This is a genomic window from Dyella amyloliquefaciens (assembly GCF_004296575.1).
GTDB lineage: Bacteria > Pseudomonadota > Gammaproteobacteria > Xanthomonadales > Rhodanobacteraceae > Dyella > Dyella amyloliquefaciens.
This window is the reverse complement of record NZ_SAYT01000001.1, coordinates 1,074,403-1,090,319: the sequence shown is the minus strand read 5'-3', so window position 1 is coordinate 1,090,319 and position 15,917 is coordinate 1,074,403. Positions and strand designations below refer to the sequence as shown.

Annotated in this window: 14 protein-coding genes and 3 tRNA genes; 3 read left to right on the top strand and 14 right to left on the bottom strand. The window is 63.9% G+C overall.

Annotated elements, in window-relative coordinates; all coding sequences use genetic code 11:
* Window positions 1–75 precede the first annotated feature (75 nt).
* A complete protein-coding gene (locus EPB08_RS04515) occupies window positions 76–759 on the top strand; it encodes a TetR/AcrR family transcriptional regulator (protein ID WP_229238209.1) in 684 nt (227 codons plus the stop codon).
* 65 nt (window positions 760–824) lie between these two features.
* On the opposite strand, the gene EPB08_RS04510 is transcribed toward EPB08_RS04515, so the two are convergent.
* From EPB08_RS04510 to thrS, 9 genes are all read right to left on the bottom strand, one after another.
* Window positions 825–901: transfer RNA gene (locus tag EPB08_RS04510), tRNA-Pro, on the bottom strand.
* Between the two features lie 61 nt (window positions 902–962).
* On the bottom strand, window positions 963–1,319 hold the full coding sequence (locus tag EPB08_RS04505; protein ID WP_019467383.1) for a MerR family transcriptional regulator: 357 nt from the start codon (window positions 1,317–1,319) through the stop codon (window positions 963–965).
* Window positions 1,300–1,599, bottom strand: a complete 300-nt coding sequence (ihfA, locus tag EPB08_RS04500; RefSeq protein ID WP_019467382.1) for an integration host factor subunit alpha — start codon at window positions 1,597–1,599, stop codon at window positions 1,300–1,302. Before ihfA ends, EPB08_RS04505 begins: the two co-directional genes overlap by 20 nt.
* Before the next feature lies 1 nt (window position 1,600).
* Window positions 1,601–4,012, bottom strand: a complete 2,412-nt coding sequence (pheT, locus tag EPB08_RS04495) for a phenylalanine--tRNA ligase subunit beta (RefSeq protein WP_130617818.1) — start codon at window positions 4,010–4,012, stop codon at window positions 1,601–1,603.
* Between the two features lie 19 nt (window positions 4,013–4,031).
* Window positions 4,032–5,027, bottom strand: a complete 996-nt coding sequence (pheS, locus tag EPB08_RS04490) for a phenylalanine--tRNA ligase subunit alpha (protein WP_130617817.1) — start codon at window positions 5,025–5,027, stop codon at window positions 4,032–4,034.
* 290 nt (window positions 5,028–5,317) lie between these two features.
* Window positions 5,318–5,677: a 50S ribosomal protein L20 gene (rplT, locus tag EPB08_RS04485; RefSeq protein ID WP_017463630.1), complete on the bottom strand. Its 360-nt coding sequence runs from the start codon at window positions 5,675–5,677 to the stop codon at window positions 5,318–5,320.
* A 16-nt stretch (window positions 5,678–5,693) separates the two neighbouring features.
* Entirely contained in the window at window positions 5,694–5,891 is a 198-nt protein-coding gene (rpmI, locus tag EPB08_RS04480) for a 50S ribosomal protein L35 (protein WP_038615747.1), read from the bottom strand.
* Window positions 5,892–6,798: 907 nt separating this feature from the next.
* A complete protein-coding gene (gene infC / locus EPB08_RS04475) occupies window positions 6,799–7,323 on the bottom strand; it encodes a translation initiation factor IF-3 (RefSeq protein WP_324615151.1) in 525 nt (174 codons plus the stop codon).
* A 46-nt stretch (window positions 7,324–7,369) separates the two neighbouring features.
* On the bottom strand, window positions 7,370–9,271 hold the full coding sequence (thrS, locus tag EPB08_RS04470) for a threonine--tRNA ligase (protein WP_130617815.1): 1,902 nt from the start codon (window positions 9,269–9,271) through the stop codon (window positions 7,370–7,372).
* A 399-nt stretch (window positions 9,272–9,670) separates the two neighbouring features.
* Here thrS and EPB08_RS04465 point away from each other — a divergent pair, with 399 nt between their 5' ends.
* The gene (locus EPB08_RS04465; protein ID WP_130617814.1) at window positions 9,671–10,684 is read left to right on the top strand and encodes an NAD-dependent epimerase; all 1,014 of its coding nucleotides are present in this window, start codon (window positions 9,671–9,673) and stop codon (window positions 10,682–10,684) included.
* Window positions 10,685–10,800: 116 nt separating this feature from the next.
* Here the strand turns inward: EPB08_RS04465 and EPB08_RS04460 are convergent, their stop codons facing one another.
* The 3 genes from EPB08_RS04460 to uvrB all read right to left on the bottom strand — a co-directional run bounded on the left by EPB08_RS04460 (window position 10,801) and on the right by uvrB (window position 13,588).
* The gene (locus EPB08_RS04460; RefSeq protein ID WP_130617813.1) at window positions 10,801–11,247 is read right to left on the bottom strand and encodes a CopD family protein; all 447 of its coding nucleotides are present in this window, start codon (window positions 11,245–11,247) and stop codon (window positions 10,801–10,803) included.
* A 161-nt stretch (window positions 11,248–11,408) separates the two neighbouring features.
* A tRNA-Val gene (locus EPB08_RS04455) sits at window positions 11,409–11,483 on the bottom strand.
* 80 nt (window positions 11,484–11,563) lie between these two features.
* Entirely contained in the window at window positions 11,564–13,588 is a 2,025-nt protein-coding gene (gene uvrB, locus EPB08_RS04450) for an excinuclease ABC subunit UvrB (protein ID WP_130617812.1), read from the bottom strand.
* A 152-nt stretch (window positions 13,589–13,740) separates the two neighbouring features.
* Here uvrB and EPB08_RS04445 point away from each other — a divergent pair, with 152 nt between their 5' ends.
* Window positions 13,741–14,292 carry a GspH/FimT family pseudopilin gene (locus EPB08_RS04445; RefSeq protein WP_130617811.1) on the top strand — a complete coding sequence of 184 codons (552 nt, stop codon included), beginning with the start codon at window positions 13,741–13,743 and terminating at the stop codon, window positions 14,290–14,292.
* Window positions 14,293–14,351: 59 nt separating this feature from the next.
* Here the strand turns inward: EPB08_RS04445 and EPB08_RS04440 are convergent.
* A tRNA-Asn gene (locus EPB08_RS04440) sits at window positions 14,352–14,428 on the bottom strand.
* A 65-nt stretch (window positions 14,429–14,493) separates the two neighbouring features.
* Window positions 14,494–15,906, bottom strand: a complete 1,413-nt coding sequence (gene ppnN, locus EPB08_RS04435; protein WP_130617810.1) for a nucleotide 5'-monophosphate nucleosidase PpnN — start codon at window positions 15,904–15,906, stop codon at window positions 14,494–14,496.
* Window positions 15,907–15,917: the final 11 nt, after the last annotated feature.

The window sequence follows — 15,917 nt, the reverse complement described above, 5'->3', positions numbered from 1 at the left end:
GTCCAGAAAAGGTAGTGATAGCTATCGTATAGTTACGACTATAATTTCGACAATCCCCTTCCCAGGATGTTGCTGGTGTCCTCGCCCCCGCCCCGCACCCGCCGCGCCAAGGCGGCCCAGCCCGAGCTTGCGCCCAAGCTCCGCCCGGCCCAATCACGCGCGACTGAGACGTACGAGCACCTGCTGGACGTGACCGCGCAGATCCTCACCGAGGAAGGCTTCGAGCGCCTCTCCACCAACATGGTGTGCGAGCGTGCAGGGCTCTCACCGCCGGCGCTGTATCGCTATTTCCCGAACAAGTACGCCCTGCTCCACGAGTTGGGCCGGCGCCTGATGGAGCAGCAGAATGCCCTGATCACGCGCTGGCTCACGCCCTCCGTCTTCCAGGGCGATGTGCAGGAGCTGGAAAACGCGCTCACCGGGCTGTTGCTCGAGACGTATCGCGTCACCCAGCAGGCCCAGGGCGGCATGTGGATCCTGCGTGCACTGCGCGCTGTGCCTGCGCTGCAGGATGTACGGCTTGCCTCGGCACGCGAGGTCACCGCCGAGATCGCGGTGCAGCTGGGCCAGGTCTTTCCGCACATCGACGCCGGTCAACTGGAACTGATCAGCCGCGTCGCCGACGGCATGGCCTATGCGGCGCTGGAAATGCTGTTCGACGACCCTGCGCTGGACCCGCCCGCCGTCATGGGTATCGTCGGAGCAACCCTGGCCAGCTATTTCGAACGCCTGCACTCGGCGCCCGCGATCACGAGCTGAGCGCGGCAAGTATCCACAAACAAAAACGGCGCCCAAGGGCGCCGTTCTGCTATCTGTTGCCGAATTGGTCGGGACGGCGGGATTCGAACCCACGACCCTCTGCCCCCCAGGCAGATGCGCTACCAGGCTGCGCTACGCCCCGACGATACGGCAAGTCGACAAGTCTACCAGCAGAGCCGGTAGCACCGGAAGCCTCGATTTGCTCAGCGACGCAACAGCGCCAGCACTTCTTCCAGCTCCATGCGCACCTGGCGCACGATCTGGTGGGAGATGCTCGACTCCATGCGCGCCTGCGGGCCTTCCAGCCGGGCGCGTGCGCCGGTGATGGTGAAGCCTTCGTCGTACAGCAGGCCACGGATCTGCCGGATCATCAGCACATCGTGACGCTGGTAGTAGCGGCGGTTGCCGCGACGCTTGACGGGGTTGAGGGCGGGAAATTCCTGTTCCCAGTACCGCAGCACATGCGGCTTGACGCCACACAACTCGCTCACTTCACCGATCGTGAAGTAGCGCTTCGCCGGAATGGCGGGGAGCTCGGTGTTATTCCCTTGGTCCAGCATAGCCCTCGACTCGCACCTTGAGTTTCTGACCCGGACGGAACGTCACCACGCGGCGGGCGGAAATCGGAATCTCCTCCCCCGTCTTGGGGTTGCGGCCCGGCCGCTGGTTTTTCTGACGCAGGTCGAAATTGCCGAAACCCGACAACTTCACCTGCTCGCCCTTTTCCAACGCTTCGCGGACGACCTCAAAGTAGGCGTCAACGAATTCTTTTGCCTCACGCTTGTTGAGGCCCACCTCGAGAAATAGGCGCTCAGCCATCTCCGCTTTGGTTAGCGCCATCTTATCCTCGCAACTTTGCCTTGCATGCCTGCTCCAACGCTGCGACTGCTTCACGAATGTTACGGTCTGCGTCGTCGTCGGTAAGGGTGCGTGAAGCGTCCTGTAAAATCAAGCCCATAGCGAGACTCTTTCGGCCCGCTTCGACCCCCTTGCCGCTGTATCGGTCGAACAGGCGCAGCTCCTTCAGCTGGCCGCCGAGGGTGCGGCGGACCACCTGCTCAATCTGTGACCAGGTGACCTCCTCCGGCACGTCCACGGCGATGTCCCGGCGGACCGACGGGAAGCGCGGCACCGGCTGCGCCCTGGGCAGGCGACGGCCCAGGACCGGCTCCAGCTCCAGCTCGAGGACATGGACGTCGGCGCCAAGGTCCAGGGCCTTGGCCAGTTGGGGATGCAGTGCCCCCAGGTAGCCGACGGTGACGCCGTCACGGGTGACTCGCGCGCCACGACCCGGATGCAGCCAGCCCGGCAGGCCATCGGCGTGGACCGCCCAGCGATGCGGCTCACCGCCCCAGGCGATCAGGGCGTCCAGATCACCCTTGAGGTCGTGGAAGTCCAGCGTGCGGGCGGCCTCGCCCCACTGCTCGGCGCGGGCGGTGCCGCAGGCCACGATGGACAGGCTCGGCGTTTCGGTCGGCGCGTCCTTGCGGGCCGCTGCCTCGGCGGAGATGCGGAAGGTGCGACCGATCTCGAACAGGCGCACGCGCTCCTGCTGGCGGGCGCGGTTGTGCGACAGCGCGGTGATCAGGCCCGGCAGCAACGAGGGTCGCATCACCGCCAGGTCGGCCGACAACGGGTTGGCCAGCGGCACCAGCTGCTCGGTCATACCCCAGCGCTGCAGCAGTTCGTTCGCCACGAAGGCCAGGCTCACCGCTTCGTAGTAGCCACGCGCAGCGAGCTGCTCGCGCACGGCCAGCTCATTGAGACGCGCCTCGGGCTCGACCGCCAGCGTCAGCGCACCGGCCGGCGTGCTGGTCGGGATGTTCTCGTAGCCATGAATGCGCGCGACTTCCTCGATCAGGTCTTCTTCGCGCTCGATATCGAAGCGGCGACTCGGGGCCGTCACGCGCCAGCCATCAGCCAGCGGCTCGACCACCATACCGAGCGCCGTGAAGATGCGCACAACTTCGTCATCGGCCACGGTCAGCCCCAGCACGCGGGCCAGGCGCGCGCGGCGCAGCACGATCGGTTCGGGCGAATGCAGGTGCTCCGGCAGCGTGACGTCCACCAGCGGACCGGCTACGCCACCGGCGATATCAAGGATCAGGCGCGTGGCGTATTCGATGGCGGTGCCCGGCAGCTGCGGATCGACGCCACGCTCGAAGCGATGCCCGGCATCGGTGTGCATGCCCAGCTTGCGGCTGCGGCCGATGATGGCCGAAGGAATCCAGTGCGCGGCCTCGAGGAAGACGTTGCGCGTGGCATCGGTGACGCGCGTTTCCGAGCCACCCATGATGCCACCGAGTGCCACTGCACGCGCACCCTTGCCGCCGCGACTGTCGGAAACCACGAGGAAATCCTCGTCCAGTTCGACCGTGCGACCGTCAAGCAGGGCCAGCGGTTCGCCAGCACGTGCGGCGCGCACCACCACCTCGCCTTCCAACGCGTCCTTGTCGAACGCGTGCATCGGCTGGCCGAGTTCCAGCATGACGTACTGCGTGACGTCGACCAGGAAACTGATGGGACGCAAGCCGCTGCGGCGCAGCCGTTCGGCCATCCACACGGGCGTCTGCACCGTGGCATCCACGTTGTCGATGACGCGACCTGCGAAACGCGGCACGCGTGCGCCCGCCTCAAGCGAGACCTTCATCGTCGCGTCCGTCTGCGCCGGCACCCGTGTGGCATCGAGAGGAACGACTTGGCCACCCAGCGCAGCAGCAACATCAAAGGCGATGCCACGCACGCTGAAACAGTCGGCGCGATTGGGCGTCAACTTGATCTCGATGCTGGCGTCCGGCAGACCAAGGTAGGTGGCCAGCGGCGTACCGATCGGGGCATCGGAAGGCAGCTCAAGCAGGCCCGATGCGTCCGGATCGATGCCCAGCTCCTTGGCCGAGCACAACATGCCGAACGACTCCACGCCACGCAGCTTCGCCGCCTTGATGGCGATGCCGCCAGGCAACTGCGCGCCGACCGTCGCCAGCGGCGCGACCAGTCCGGCACGTGCGTTCGGTGCACCACAGACGATCTGGACCAGGCCATTGCCCGTATCGACTTCGCATACCTGCAGCCGATCGGCTTCGGGATGCCGCTGCGCGCTGACGATGCGAGCAACGACCACGCCATCGAGCGAATCGCCCAGCGCGGTGACCTCTTCCACTTCCAGGCCGATCGCCGTCAGCGTCGCGGCGAGTTCATCGCGCGAGGCGCCCGTCGGCACGTGGTGGCGCAACCAATTTTCCGAGAATTTCATGTAGCGGTTCCTGCTTCGATTACGCGAACTGCTTGAGGAAGCGCAGATCGTTCTCGAAGAACGCGCGCAGGTCGGAGACGCCATAGCGAAGCATCGCAAAGCGCTCCACGCCCAGGCCGAATGCGAAGCCGGTGTAGCGCTCCGGGTCGATGCCGCAGCTCTTCAGCACGTTCGGATGCACCATGCCGCAGCCCAGCACTTCCAGCCAGCGCGTGCTGCCGTCTTCGGCATCCCAGCGGATGTCCACTTCGGCCGAGGGCTCGGTGAAGGGGAAGTAGCTGGGACGGAAACGCATCTCGAAGTCGCGCTCGAAGAACGCGCGGATGAACTCTGCCAGCGTGCCCTTGAGGTCGGCGAAGCTGGAAGTCTCGTCGACCAGCAAGCCTTCGATCTGGTGGAACATTGGCGAGTGGGTCTGATCCGAGTCGCTACGGTAGACCTTGCCCGGCGCGATGATGCGGATCGGCGGCTGGCGACCCTGCATCGAGCGCACCTGCACCGGCGAGGTATGCGTGCGCAGCAGGCGGCCGTCGCCGAAGTAGAAGGTGTCGTGCATGGCGCGCGCCGGATGATGCGGCGGGAAATTCAGCGCCTCGAAGTTGTGCCAGTCATCCTCGATCTCGGGACCGTCGGCGCGCTGGTAACCCAGGCGCGCGAAGATCGCGCTGATGCGCTCGAGCGCACGGGTGATCGGATGGATGCCGCCGCGCTCACCGTCGCGACCGGGCAGCGTGATGTCGATGGTTTCCGAAGCGAGCCGGTGATCGAGCTCGGCCTGTTCCAGCACCTGCTTGCGCGCGGCCAGTGCATCGGCCAGGCGATCCTTGACCCGGTTGACCTCGGCGCCTCGCGCCTTGCGCTCGTCGGGCGACAGCGCACCCAGCGCCTTCAGCGCGGCGGTGACGATGCCGCTCTTGCCCAGGAGACTCACGCGCAGCGCGTCGAGCGCCTCCAGCGTGTCGGCCTTGTCGATATCGGCCAGCGCAGTTGACGCGCGGCTATCCAGATCGTCCATCGATGCGACTCTCTTATCCCCTCTCCCCGCTGGGGAGAGGGCTAGGGTGAGGGGTCACTCTTGCGATACCGCCCGTTCGAAGCACGCTTCGATCGAACATCGAGGCAAGGCGTGTCCCCTCACCCCAGCCCTCTCTCCGGCGGGGAGAGGGAGCGACATCGCAAGCAATCCAAATAAAAACGGGGAGGAGGCTTAAGGCCTCCTCCCCGCGGGCGTTACACGCATCCTTCGAAGAGTGCGGCCATGGATGGCCGCTACTTGATCTTCGCGATCAAGGATGAGCGCACAAATTACGCCGCCAGACTGGCCTTCGCCTTTTCTGCGATCGCACCAAACGCCTTGATGTCGTGCACGGCGATGTCCGCCAGGACCTTGCGGTCCACGGTGATGCCAGCCTTCGCCAGGCCATTGATCAGGCGGCTGTAGGACAGGCCGAACTGACGGGCGGCGGCGTTGATACGCACGATCCACAGGGCGCGGAACTGACGCTTGCGCTGCTTGCGGCCGATGTAGGCGTACTGACCGGCCTTGATGACAGCCTGGTTAGCAACGCGGAAGACCTTGCGACGGGCATTGTAGTAACCCTTCGCGCGGCCAATGATCTTCTTGTGACGACGACGGGCGGTAACGCCACGCTTAACACGAGCCATGGTTCAGTCCTCCGCCTTAGAGATACGGCAACATGCGTGCTACACCCTTGGTGTCGCATGCCTTGACGTGGTTGGTCGCACGCAGACCGCGCTTACGCTTGGTCGACTTCTTGGTCAGGATGTGCGACTTGAAGGCGTGACCGGCCTTGAACTTACCCGATGCGGTCTTGCGAAAACGCTTCGCAGCCGCCCGGTTGGTCTTGATCTTGGGCATTGAAATGCTCCCTGATGGGGATTGACCCCGGTTTCTGACTGATCTGGCGGTGGCCTGGCGACCACGCTTTCCGTCCTGCCAGCATCGGTGCACGACCCGTCCTGGTGGGTCGAACCGGCGATTATACGGAGGATCAGGGGGATTTGCCAGCGGTGGGGTGCCTGCCTCCTAAGGCTCTGGAGTCACGCCTCGCGCGGGACCGCACCCTCACCCCGGTCCTCTCCCGATGGGAGAGGGGGCAAAGCCGGCCCGTCCCAGCTCTGGCCTCCGCCGGCCTTAAGCCCTCTACGCCACGGCGCGTTGCGGTGTAACCGTCCCCGATTGGCGGAGGCGGTCGCAATCAGGGCTCCGGAACCTCCAGGCTCGTATCCCACATAACGCCACGAGCCCTGGCTCTTAAGGCCATTTTCTTTGGGTTACTTTTCTTTGACTCCGGGCATCCTGCCCTCCGCCCTTCGGGCCGGCTTCGCCGTTCGCACGCGCTCCTGCGCGTGCGTGGGCCAGCAAAAGAAAAGTGACTCGAGCGTCCCACGGGACTAGCCTGGCGTCGCCGGCAGGGGATCGAAACGCCCGCCGCGTCCCACAGGGACTAGCTTTGCGTCGTAGGCGGCACCCTGGCGGGAACGCCACGTCAAAGAGCCAAGTCACTGGGTTCCCGCTTGACCAGCCTCCGGCTGTTGAAAAGCACCTCGTGGGAATGACGAGCGGGAAGGACCGAGGCGAAAGGCTTCGCGCACAGGGTGCGCTCCTACAAGGGAGGAGGTAGGCAAGGTCGCGGCGAGCACCCGCCCCTCACCCCAACCCTCTCCCCGAAGGGGAGAGGGGGAAGGCATCGCCCCTCGCCCCCCCCAGGGCACCAAAAAAGAAAAGCGGCCCAAAGGCCGCTTTTCCCCAGACTCCCCGAAACTTACTTCTTCTTCGGTCCGATCATCATGACCATCTGGCGACCTTCCAGGCGGGGGAAGGACTCCACCACGCCGTTCTCGCCCACGTCTTCCTGGATCTTCTTGGCCAGGTTCTGGCCCAGGTCCTGGTGCGACATTTCGCGACCGCGGAAGCGGATGGTGACCTTGACCTTGTCGCCTTCCTCGAGGAAGCGAAGCATGTTGCGCAGCTTGATCTGGTAGTCGCCCACGTCCGTGACCGGACGGAACTTCACTTCCTTGATCTCGACCTGCTTCTGCTTCTTCTTGGCCGCCTGGGCCTTCTTCTGGGCTTCGAACTTGAACTTGCCGTAATCCATGATGCGGCAGACCGGCGGATCGCCGTTCGGCTGAATCTCGACCAGGTCCATGCCCGCTTCCTGCGCCAAGGCCAAGGCCTCGTCACGGGTCAGAATACCCAGCTGTTCCGAATCAGCGCCGATCACGCGAACGCGCGGGACGCGGATTTCGAGGTTACGGCGATTGCCCTTGTTGTCGGTGGTAGCGATACCACTATCCTCCAGAAGAGTTCTTGTTTAATGCCGGCCCGCGCACTCAGCGACGGGTTTCGGCTTCCAGGCGTTCGACGAATGCGGCCAGCGGCATGCTGCCCAGGTCCTCGCCGGAACGTGTACGCACAGAAACGGCCCCGGTTTCCTTCTCGCGATCTCCGACCACCAGCAGGTAAGGGACTTTCTGGATCGTATGTTCGCGGATTTTATAGCCGACCTTCTCATTGCGCAAATCGGCCTGAACGCGGAAACCTTTATCGACAAGGGTTTGCGTCACTTCGCGAACGTAATCGGCCTGCGCGTCCGTAATACTGAACACGGCGGACTGCATCGGCGCCAGCCAGGTCGGCAACAGACCGGCATGATGCTCGATCAGGATGCCGATGAAACGCTCCATCGAACCCACGATCGCACGATGCAGCATCACCGGGTGACGACGCTGTGAATGTTCGTCCACGTACTCGGCGCCCAGGCGCTCGGGCATCATGAAGTCCACCTGCATGGTGCCCACCTGCCAGGCGCGGCCGATGGAGTCCTTCATGTGGTACTCGATCTTGGGGCCGTAGAAGGCGCCCTCGCCCGGCAGCTCCTCCCACTTCACGCCGGCGGCACCCAGCGCGGCACGCAGGGCGTCTTCCGCACGATCCCACACGTCGTCGCTGCCGATGCGCTTGTCAGGACGCAGGGCGATTTTCAGCGCGATGTCCTCGAATCCGAAATCACCGTAGACCTTCATGGCCTGCTGGTGGAAGGCCGTCACTTCGGACTCGATCTGCTCTTCGGTGCAGAAGATGTGGCCATCGTCCTGCGTGAAGGCACGCACGCGCATGATGCCGTGCAGCGCGCCCGAGGGCTCGTTGCGGTGGCAGGCGCCGAACTCGCCGTAGCGGATCGGCAGCTCGCGGTAGCTGTGCAGGTCGGTGTTGAAGATCTGCACGTGGCCCGGGCAGTTCATCGGCTTCAGGGCGTACGTGTGCTTCTCCGACTCGGTGAAGAACATGTTTTCCTGATAGTTGTCCCAGTGGCCGGACTTCTTCCACAGCGACACGTCCAGCACCTGCGGGCAGCGCACTTCCTGGTAGCCACTGTTGCGGTACACGCGGCGCATGTGCTGCTCCACCTGCTGCCAGATGGCCCAGCCCTTCGGGTGCCAGAACACCATGCCCGGGCCTTCCTCCTGCTGGTGGAACAGGTCGAGCGCCTTGCCGATCTTGCGATGGTCGCGCTTCTCCGCCTCTTCCAGCTGGAGCAGGTAGGCCTTCAGATCCTTGTCGTTGAGCCAGGCCGTGCCGTAGATGCGCGTCAGCATCGCGTTGTTGGAATCGCCGCGCCAATAGGCACCAGCCACCTTCATCAGCTTGAACGCGCGCAGCTTGCCCGTGTTGGGCACGTGCGGACCGCGGCAGAGGTCGGTGAACTCGCCCTGCGAGTACAGCGACAGCTCCTCGTTGGCCGGGATGCTCTCGATGATCTCGGCCTTGTACTCCTCGCCGAGGCCGCGGAAGAACGACACGGCGTCATCGCGCGTCTTCACGCTGCGCGTCACCGGCAGGCCTTCCTTCACGATCTTTTCCATCTCCGCCTCGATCTTCACCAGATCGTCGGGCGTGAACGGGCGCTCATAGGCAAAGTCGTAGAAGAAGCCGTTGTCGATTACCGGGCCGATGGTGACCTGGGCGCCGGGATACAGGCGCTGCACGGCCTGCGCCAGCAGATGCGCCGTCGAGTGGCGCAGGATCTCCAGCGCTTCCGGGCTCTTCTCGGTGACGATTTCGAGGCTGGCGTTGTGGTCGATCGGAAAACTGGCGTCCACCAGCTTGCCGTCCACCTTGCCCGCCAGGGTGGCCTTGGCCAGACCCGCGCCAATGGAGGCGGCGACATCCTGCACCGTCACCGGATGTTCGAAGGGGCGCTTGCTGCCGTCGGGTAGCGTAATTTCGATCATGTCAGTACCTGTTCGCCCGCTCTATCAAAGCGTGCTCTTTTGAAGAGTCCGGCCATGGATGGCCGGTTTGGCTTCGCCCGCCTGGATGGCGGGCATCCCATCAATCGTCCGGCCATGGATGGCCGGTTTGGCTCTTGCTCGCCAGGACGGCGAGCACAAATAAAACCCATAAAAAAAGAGCGCCAGGCGCCCTTCCTGAAAACAAGGCGTGGCGTGGGTCAGCAGTGGAAGCTCGTAGTTGCCATGTCACACGCTCGACCGGCGCTTTAGGCGCGGGCCACCTTGTCTCCGATGAATGCGTACTGGGACGCTAGTTTAGCCGACCTTGGGCTGTCAATTCAGCAGGCTGTCTCAGCGTCCTGGCGATACAATGCCCGGCTCACTTCCAGGGGTTTCCTCATGCGCGTCCTCGTTACCGGTACCGCGGGCTTCATCGGCTCCGCTCTTGCGCAGCGCCTGCTGGCTCGCGGCGATGAGGTCTACGGCGTCGATAACCATAACGACTACTACGACCCGACGCTCAAGGAAGCCCGCCTCGCCCGGTTTGCCGCACACCCGAACTACACCCATCTGCGCGCCGACCTGGCCGACACCGATGCAGTAAATCGCGCCTTTGCGGATTTCGAGCCACAGCGCGTGGTGAATCTGGCGGCCCAGGCCGGCGTGCGCTACTCGCTGAAGAATCCCCAGGCCTATGTACAGAGCAATCTCGTCGGCTTCGTGAACATCCTCGAAGCATGCCGCCACGGCAAGGTCGAGCACCTTGTGTACGCCTCTTCCAGCTCCGTGTACGGCGCCAACCGAAAAATGCCGTTTGCGATCGAAGATGCCGTCGATCATCCCGTCAGCCTGTACGCCGCGAGCAAGAAGGCCAACGAGCTGATGGCGCATACATACAGCCATCTGTACGACTTGCCCACCACCGGCCTGCGCTTCTTCACGGTCTATGGCCCGTGGGGACGCCCGGATATGTCGCCCATGCTGTTCGCCGACCGCATCAGTCGCGGCGAGCCGCTCGACGTTTTCAACTACGGCAACCACAGCCGCGACTTCACGTATATCGATGACATCGTCGAAGGCGTGATGCGGACGCTGGACCATGTCGCCCTGCCCGATCCCGCCCATGACGCGCTCAAACCCAGCCCCGGCACGTCCAGCGCCCCCTATCGCGTCTACAACATCGGCAACGACCAGCCGGTGCAGCTGCTGCGCTTCATCGAGCTGATGGAGCAACACCTGGGCCGGACGGTGGAAAAGCGCCTGCTGCCGATGCAGCCCGGCGATGTGCCCGACACCTGGGCCGATCTGTCGGCGTTACGCCGCGATGTGGGTTATGCGCCAAGCACGTCCATCGAAGAAGGTGTGGCGCATTTCGTGGCGTGGTATCGCGAGTATTTCCAGCGCGAGGAGTAAGCCGCGCGTAGCCATGAAGCTGTGGGAGCGCACCCTGTGCGCGACAAGCCTACGGAGCCCCGACACCGATGCTCCGCAGTCGCGCACAGGGTGCGCTCCCACAAGGAAATCCGTGTTTAGAACGGCTTGGCGATGACCAGGAAGATCACGCCCAGCAGCACGAACACCGGCAGCTCGTTCATGATGCGCAGCATCCTGGACGAGGGCAGCGCCCCGCCATTCTCGCTGCGCTTCAGCAGGCGCCCCGTCCAGATGAAGTAGGCCAGCAGCAGGGCGACCAGGAACAATTTGGCGTGCAGCCAGTGCGCATCGCCGAAATTGGGCAGCACACCGGGAAACACCCGCCAGCCCTGCCACAGCGTCAGCCCGAGCAGAAAGGCCAGGCCGAACATGTTGTGGCCAAAGCGATACAGACGTCGCCCCATCAGCACCAGCCGAGCTTTCACCGCCGGTTCGCTGCCCGCCTCGGCGACGTTCACCAGAATGCGCGGCAGATAGAACACCGTGGCCATCCAGGCCATGACGAACAACAGATGGAAGCTCTTGATCCACAGGTACGTCATCGACCAACTCCTTGGGGCAACAGTGGCCAAGTATCGCCGCGGTTACCGTCTCTGTCTGCCTGCAGATCACACAGGCGCCAAGACCGGCCATCCGTCGAATCGACGCCCCGGACGCAAAAAGAAACGGCGCGAACCCGAAGGTCGCGCCGTTTCATCGGTATTGGTGGGCGGTACAAGGATCGAACTTGTGACCCCTACCATGTCAAGGTAGTGCTCTACCGCTGAGCTAACCGCCCGAAGCTCGCCCGGCAAGCCGTGCGAGCCGCGCAGTATACGTGCTCCCGAGGCAGACGACAACCGCCCCGGTGGCACACCGTTACCGAAGGGATTTTTCCCGCAGCTGATGGATCTGGTCGCGGATCCGGGCGGCCTCCTCGAACTCCAGGTTCTCGGCGTGCTTGTACATCTGCGCCTCCAGCTTCTTGACCATGGCGGCCGCCTGGTCGGCGTTCATGGCGCTGTAGTCCGCGCCATGCTCCGCCACAGCCGCCGTCTTCCGTTCGCCACGACGGCTGCGACCGCGTCCCGGCACTTCGCTGCGCGCGCCTTCCATGATGTCGACAATGCGCCGCACCACTGATTGCGGTGTGATGCCATTCGCCTCGTTGTAGGCCTGCTGCTTTTCACGGCGGCGAGCGGTCTCGTCCATCGCCGCCTTCATCGACCGAGTCACCGAGTCGGCATAGAGAATCGCCTTGCCGCGTACGTTGCGGGCTGCACGGCCGATGGTCTGGATCAGCGAGCCCGTCGAACGAAGGAACCCTTCCTTGTCCGCATCGAGAATCGCCACCAGCGACACCTCGGGCATGTCGAGGCCCTCGCGCAGCAGGTTGATGCCCACCAGCACATCGAACTCGCCCAAACGCAGGTCACGTATGATTTCCACGCGCTCCACCGTCTCGATGTCCGAGTGCAGGTAACGCACCTTCACGTCGTGCTCGCCGAGGTACTCGGTGAGGTTCTCGGCCATGCGTTTGGTCAAGGTGGTGACCAGCACGCGGTCACCCATGGCGACACGCTTGTGGACCTCGCCCAGCAGATCGTCCACCTGGGTACGCACCGGTCGCACCTCGACTTCCGGATCAATCAGGCCCGTGGGCCGCACGACCAGCTCGACGATCGCGTCGCCCGACTTCTGCAGCTCGTAATCGCGCGGCGTCGCCGATACATAGATCGAACGCGGGGCGCGCGCCTCCCATTCCTCGAAACGCAGCGGGCGATTGTCCATCGCCGAAGGCAGGCGGAAGCCGAACTCCACCAGCGTCTCCTTGCGCGAGCGGTCGCCCTTGTACATGGCGCCCAGCTGCGGAATGGTCACGTGCGACTCGTCGACCACCAGCAGCGCATCCGGCGGCAGGTAATCGAACAGCGTCGGCGGCGGCTCGCCGGCACCGCGCCGCGTGAGATGGCGCGAGTAGTTCTCGATGCCCTGGCAGTAGCCCACTTCCGCCATCATCTCGATGTCGAAACGCGTGCGTTGGTCCAGGCGCTGCGCCTCGACCAGCTTGTTGTCCTTGTAGAGCTGCTCCAGTCGCTCCTTCAGCTCGACCTTGATGGTCTCGATCGCGTTGAGCACACTTTCGCGCGTACTCGCGTAATGCGTACGCGGATACACCGTGTAGCGAGGCACCTTGCGGATCGTTTCGCCGGTCAGCGGATCGAACAGCGCCATGTTCTCGACTTCACCATCGAAGAGTTCGATACGCAGCGCTTCGGTTTCCGATTCGGCCGGAAAGACGTCGATCACTTCGCCGCGCACGCGATACGTACCGCGGCGCAGCTCCATTTCGTTGCGCGTGTACTGCAGCTCGGTGAGCTGGCGGATCAGCGCACGCTGGTCGATGCGCTCGCCCTTGGCGAGGATCAGGCGAAGCGACAGATAGTCCTCCGGATCGCCCAGGCCGTAGATCGCGGACACCGTGGCCACGATCAACGAGTCCTTGCGCGACAGCAACGCCTTGGTCGCCGCCAGTCGCATTTGCTCGATGTGGTCGTTGATCGATGCATCCTTCTCGATGAAGGTATCCGACGCCACCACATAGGCTTCGGGCTGGTAGTAGTCGTAGTAGCTGACGAAGTACTCCACCGCGTTGTGCGGGAAGAACTCCTTGAACTCGCCATACAGCTGCGCCGCCAGCGTCTTGTTTGGCGCCAGCACGATGGTGGGGCGCTGGATCTTCTCGATCACGTTGGCGATCGTGAAGGTCTTGCCCGAGCCGGTAACGCCCAGCAGCGTCTGCGCCGCGAGCCCGGCCTCGAAGCCCTCGCTCAGCATCCGGATCGCATTGGGCTGGTCGCCCGATGGCTTGTAGGGGGAAACGAGTTCGAAGCGGTCAGTCATGGCATTCCACATGCGGTCGCATACGGGCATTTTAAATCGCCCTGCTGACAGGGCCTGTCAGCAGCCTATGACGCCTGCCCGTTGGGCGCGATGACTGCCGATCATGCAAGTGCTCGCTAGCCTCCATCCTTCCATGGCGCAGGGAGGCGCACATGCAAGGACATCAGGACTCGACGCGGGGACGCGGCTTCACACTGATCGAACAGATAGTGACCACCGCCATCGTGGCCGTGCTCGCCTGCGTGGCGGCGCCAGCCCTGGGGCATCTGGTAGCCCGCAACCGGCTCCAGGTCGCGCAATCCGACATCATAACCGCGCTCCAGCAGGCGCGAGCGCTGGCCGTTCAGACCCGGCACCGCGTCATGCTGTGCCCCACACGCGATGGCCGGCAGTGCACCGATGACCTGCACTGGGAGACCGGCTGGCTGACAGGGCATTACCACGGCGATCACACCGATCAACTGGACGGCAGCCCCGCCCTGGCCGATGGCGGACACGAGCAGCTGAACATCGTCAGCACTGCAGGACGTCGCCGCATCCGCTTCCAGCCCGATGGCTCGGCCGGTGGCAGCAATGCCAGCTTCACCATCTGTCGCCCGGGAGAGACCGATGGCGCGCTTGCCGTCACCGTGACGAATGCGGGCCGCATCCGCGGTGCGAAAGCTACGGAAGCGCAGGCGATTCGATGCGCGAAGAACGAATGAACGCCGCTCAAGGCCCGAAAAGCACAAAGCCCCGCATTTCTGCGAGGCTTTGCTGAATATGGCGCCCGAAGTTGGACTCGAACCAACGACCCCCTGATTAACAGTCAAGTGCTCTAACCGGCTGAGCTATTCGGGCGGGGTGAGTCGGATAGTTTGAATACCCGACTCCGAACTGTCAAGACGTTTTTCCCCAAAACTTTCTCAGTGGGCCGTCTCACCGGTGAGCACACGGTAGCAAGGCACGTACGCCGTTCCACCGGGCAGTTTCATGCGGTCCTGGGCCACGAACGCCTTGAGCAATTCGTCCAGCGACTGCATGACATCGGCATCGCCGTCGATATCGAACGGACCGTTCTTCTCGATGGCGCGCAGACCCTCTTCCTTTACGTTGCCGGCCACGATGCCGGAGAACGCACGACGCAGGTCCGCAGCCAGTTCGTGGCGCGGGCGGTCGCGATGGATGGCGAGACTGCGCATCGCCTCGTGGGTCGGACGGAACGGCAGCTGGAACGCGTAAGGGATATTGAGCGCCCAGTTGAAGAAGAACGCGTCCTTGTTGTCCAGGCGATAGTTGCGCACCTTGTCGATGCCGCGAACCATCGCACGCGCCACGGCGGCCGGGTCGTCGATGATGATCTGGTAATGCTCCGCCACGCTGTCGCCCAGGGTAAGGCGCAGGAAGCGATCGATCTGCTCGAAATACGCCGCCGACTGCCTGGGGCCGGTCAGGATGAACGGGAACGGCACGCCGGCATTGTCCGGATGCAGCAGGATACCGAGCAGGTAGAGGATTTCTTCGGCGGTACCCACGCCACCCGGGAACACGATGATGCCGTGACCCATGCGCACGAAGGCTTCGAGACGCTTCTCGATGTCCGGCATGATCACCAGGTGGTTCACGATCGGGTTCGGCGACTCGGCGGCGATGATGCCCGGCTCGGTGATGCCGATGTAGCGGTTGTTGCGGCGACGCTGCTTGGCGTGGGCGATGGTGGCACCCTTCATCGGGCCCTTCATGGCGCCCGGGCCGCAACCCGTGCAGATATCCATGCTGCGCAGGCCGAGCTGGTAGCCCACCTGCTTGGTGTATTCGTACTCGTCGCGCGAGATCGAGTGGCCGCCCCAGCAGACCACCAGGTTCGGATCGATCTGTGCCTTGAGGATGCGCGCGTTGCGCAGGATCTCGAACACCGCATGGGTGAGGCCCACGCTGTCGTCCAGATCAAAGTTGCCCTGCTCCAGCTGCGTCGACACGTAGACGATGTCGCGCACCACGGCCACCAGCAGCTCGTTGATGCCGCGGATGATCTGGCCGTCCACGAAGGCCTGGGCCGGCGCGTGGGTCAGCTCGATCTTGATGCCGCGATCCTGCTGCAGCACCTGGATGTCGAAATCGGGAAACTGCTCGAGGATCGTGCGCGGATCGTCGCTCATGCTGCCCGAGGTCAGCACCGCCAGCGCGCAGCGGCGCAGCAAGGCGTGCATGCCCGAACCACTGGCATCGCGCAGGCGTGCCACTTCGTTGCGGGAAAGGATGTCCAGGCCACCGGCGGGGGAAATACGCGCGCTGACGGTGGCGGCTCGGCCGGTCTTGCCGGCTTGGGTGTCATTCATTGAAGCATTCT

Excerpts from the sequence above, each read along its gene's own strand:
- EPB08_RS04505 (WP_019467383.1), bottom strand. The coding sequence starts at position 1,319 with ATGCTGGACCAAGGGAATAACACCGAGCTCCCCGCCATTCCGGCGAAG.
- ihfA (WP_019467382.1), bottom strand. The coding sequence starts at position 1,599 with ATGGCGCTAACCAAAGCGGAGATGGCTGAGCGCCTATTTCTCGAGGTG.
- pheT (WP_130617818.1), bottom strand. The coding sequence starts at position 4,012 with ATGAAATTCTCGGAAAATTGGTTGCGCCACCACGTGCCGACGGGCGCC.
- pheS (WP_130617817.1), bottom strand. The coding sequence starts at position 5,027 with ATGGACGATCTGGATAGCCGCGCGTCAACTGCGCTGGCCGATATCGAC.
- rplT (WP_017463630.1), bottom strand. The coding sequence starts at position 5,677 with ATGGCTCGTGTTAAGCGTGGCGTTACCGCCCGTCGTCGTCACAAGAAG.
- rpmI (WP_038615747.1), bottom strand. The coding sequence starts at position 5,891 with ATGCCCAAGATCAAGACCAACCGGGCGGCTGCGAAGCGTTTTCGCAAG.
- thrS (WP_130617815.1), bottom strand. The coding sequence starts at position 9,271 with ATGATCGAAATTACGCTACCCGACGGCAGCAAGCGCCCCTTCGAACAT.
- EPB08_RS04465 (WP_130617814.1), top strand. The coding sequence starts at position 9,671 with ATGCGCGTCCTCGTTACCGGTACCGCGGGCTTCATCGGCTCCGCTCTT.
- EPB08_RS04460 (WP_130617813.1), bottom strand. The coding sequence starts at position 11,247 with ATGACGTACCTGTGGATCAAGAGCTTCCATCTGTTGTTCGTCATGGCC.
- uvrB (WP_130617812.1), bottom strand. The coding sequence starts at position 13,588 with ATGACTGACCGCTTCGAACTCGTTTCCCCCTACAAGCCATCGGGCGAC.
- EPB08_RS04445 (WP_130617811.1), top strand. The coding sequence starts at position 13,741 with ATGCAAGGACATCAGGACTCGACGCGGGGACGCGGCTTCACACTGATC.
- ppnN (WP_130617810.1), bottom strand. The coding sequence starts at position 15,906 with ATGAATGACACCCAAGCCGGCAAGACCGGCCGAGCCGCCACCGTCAGC.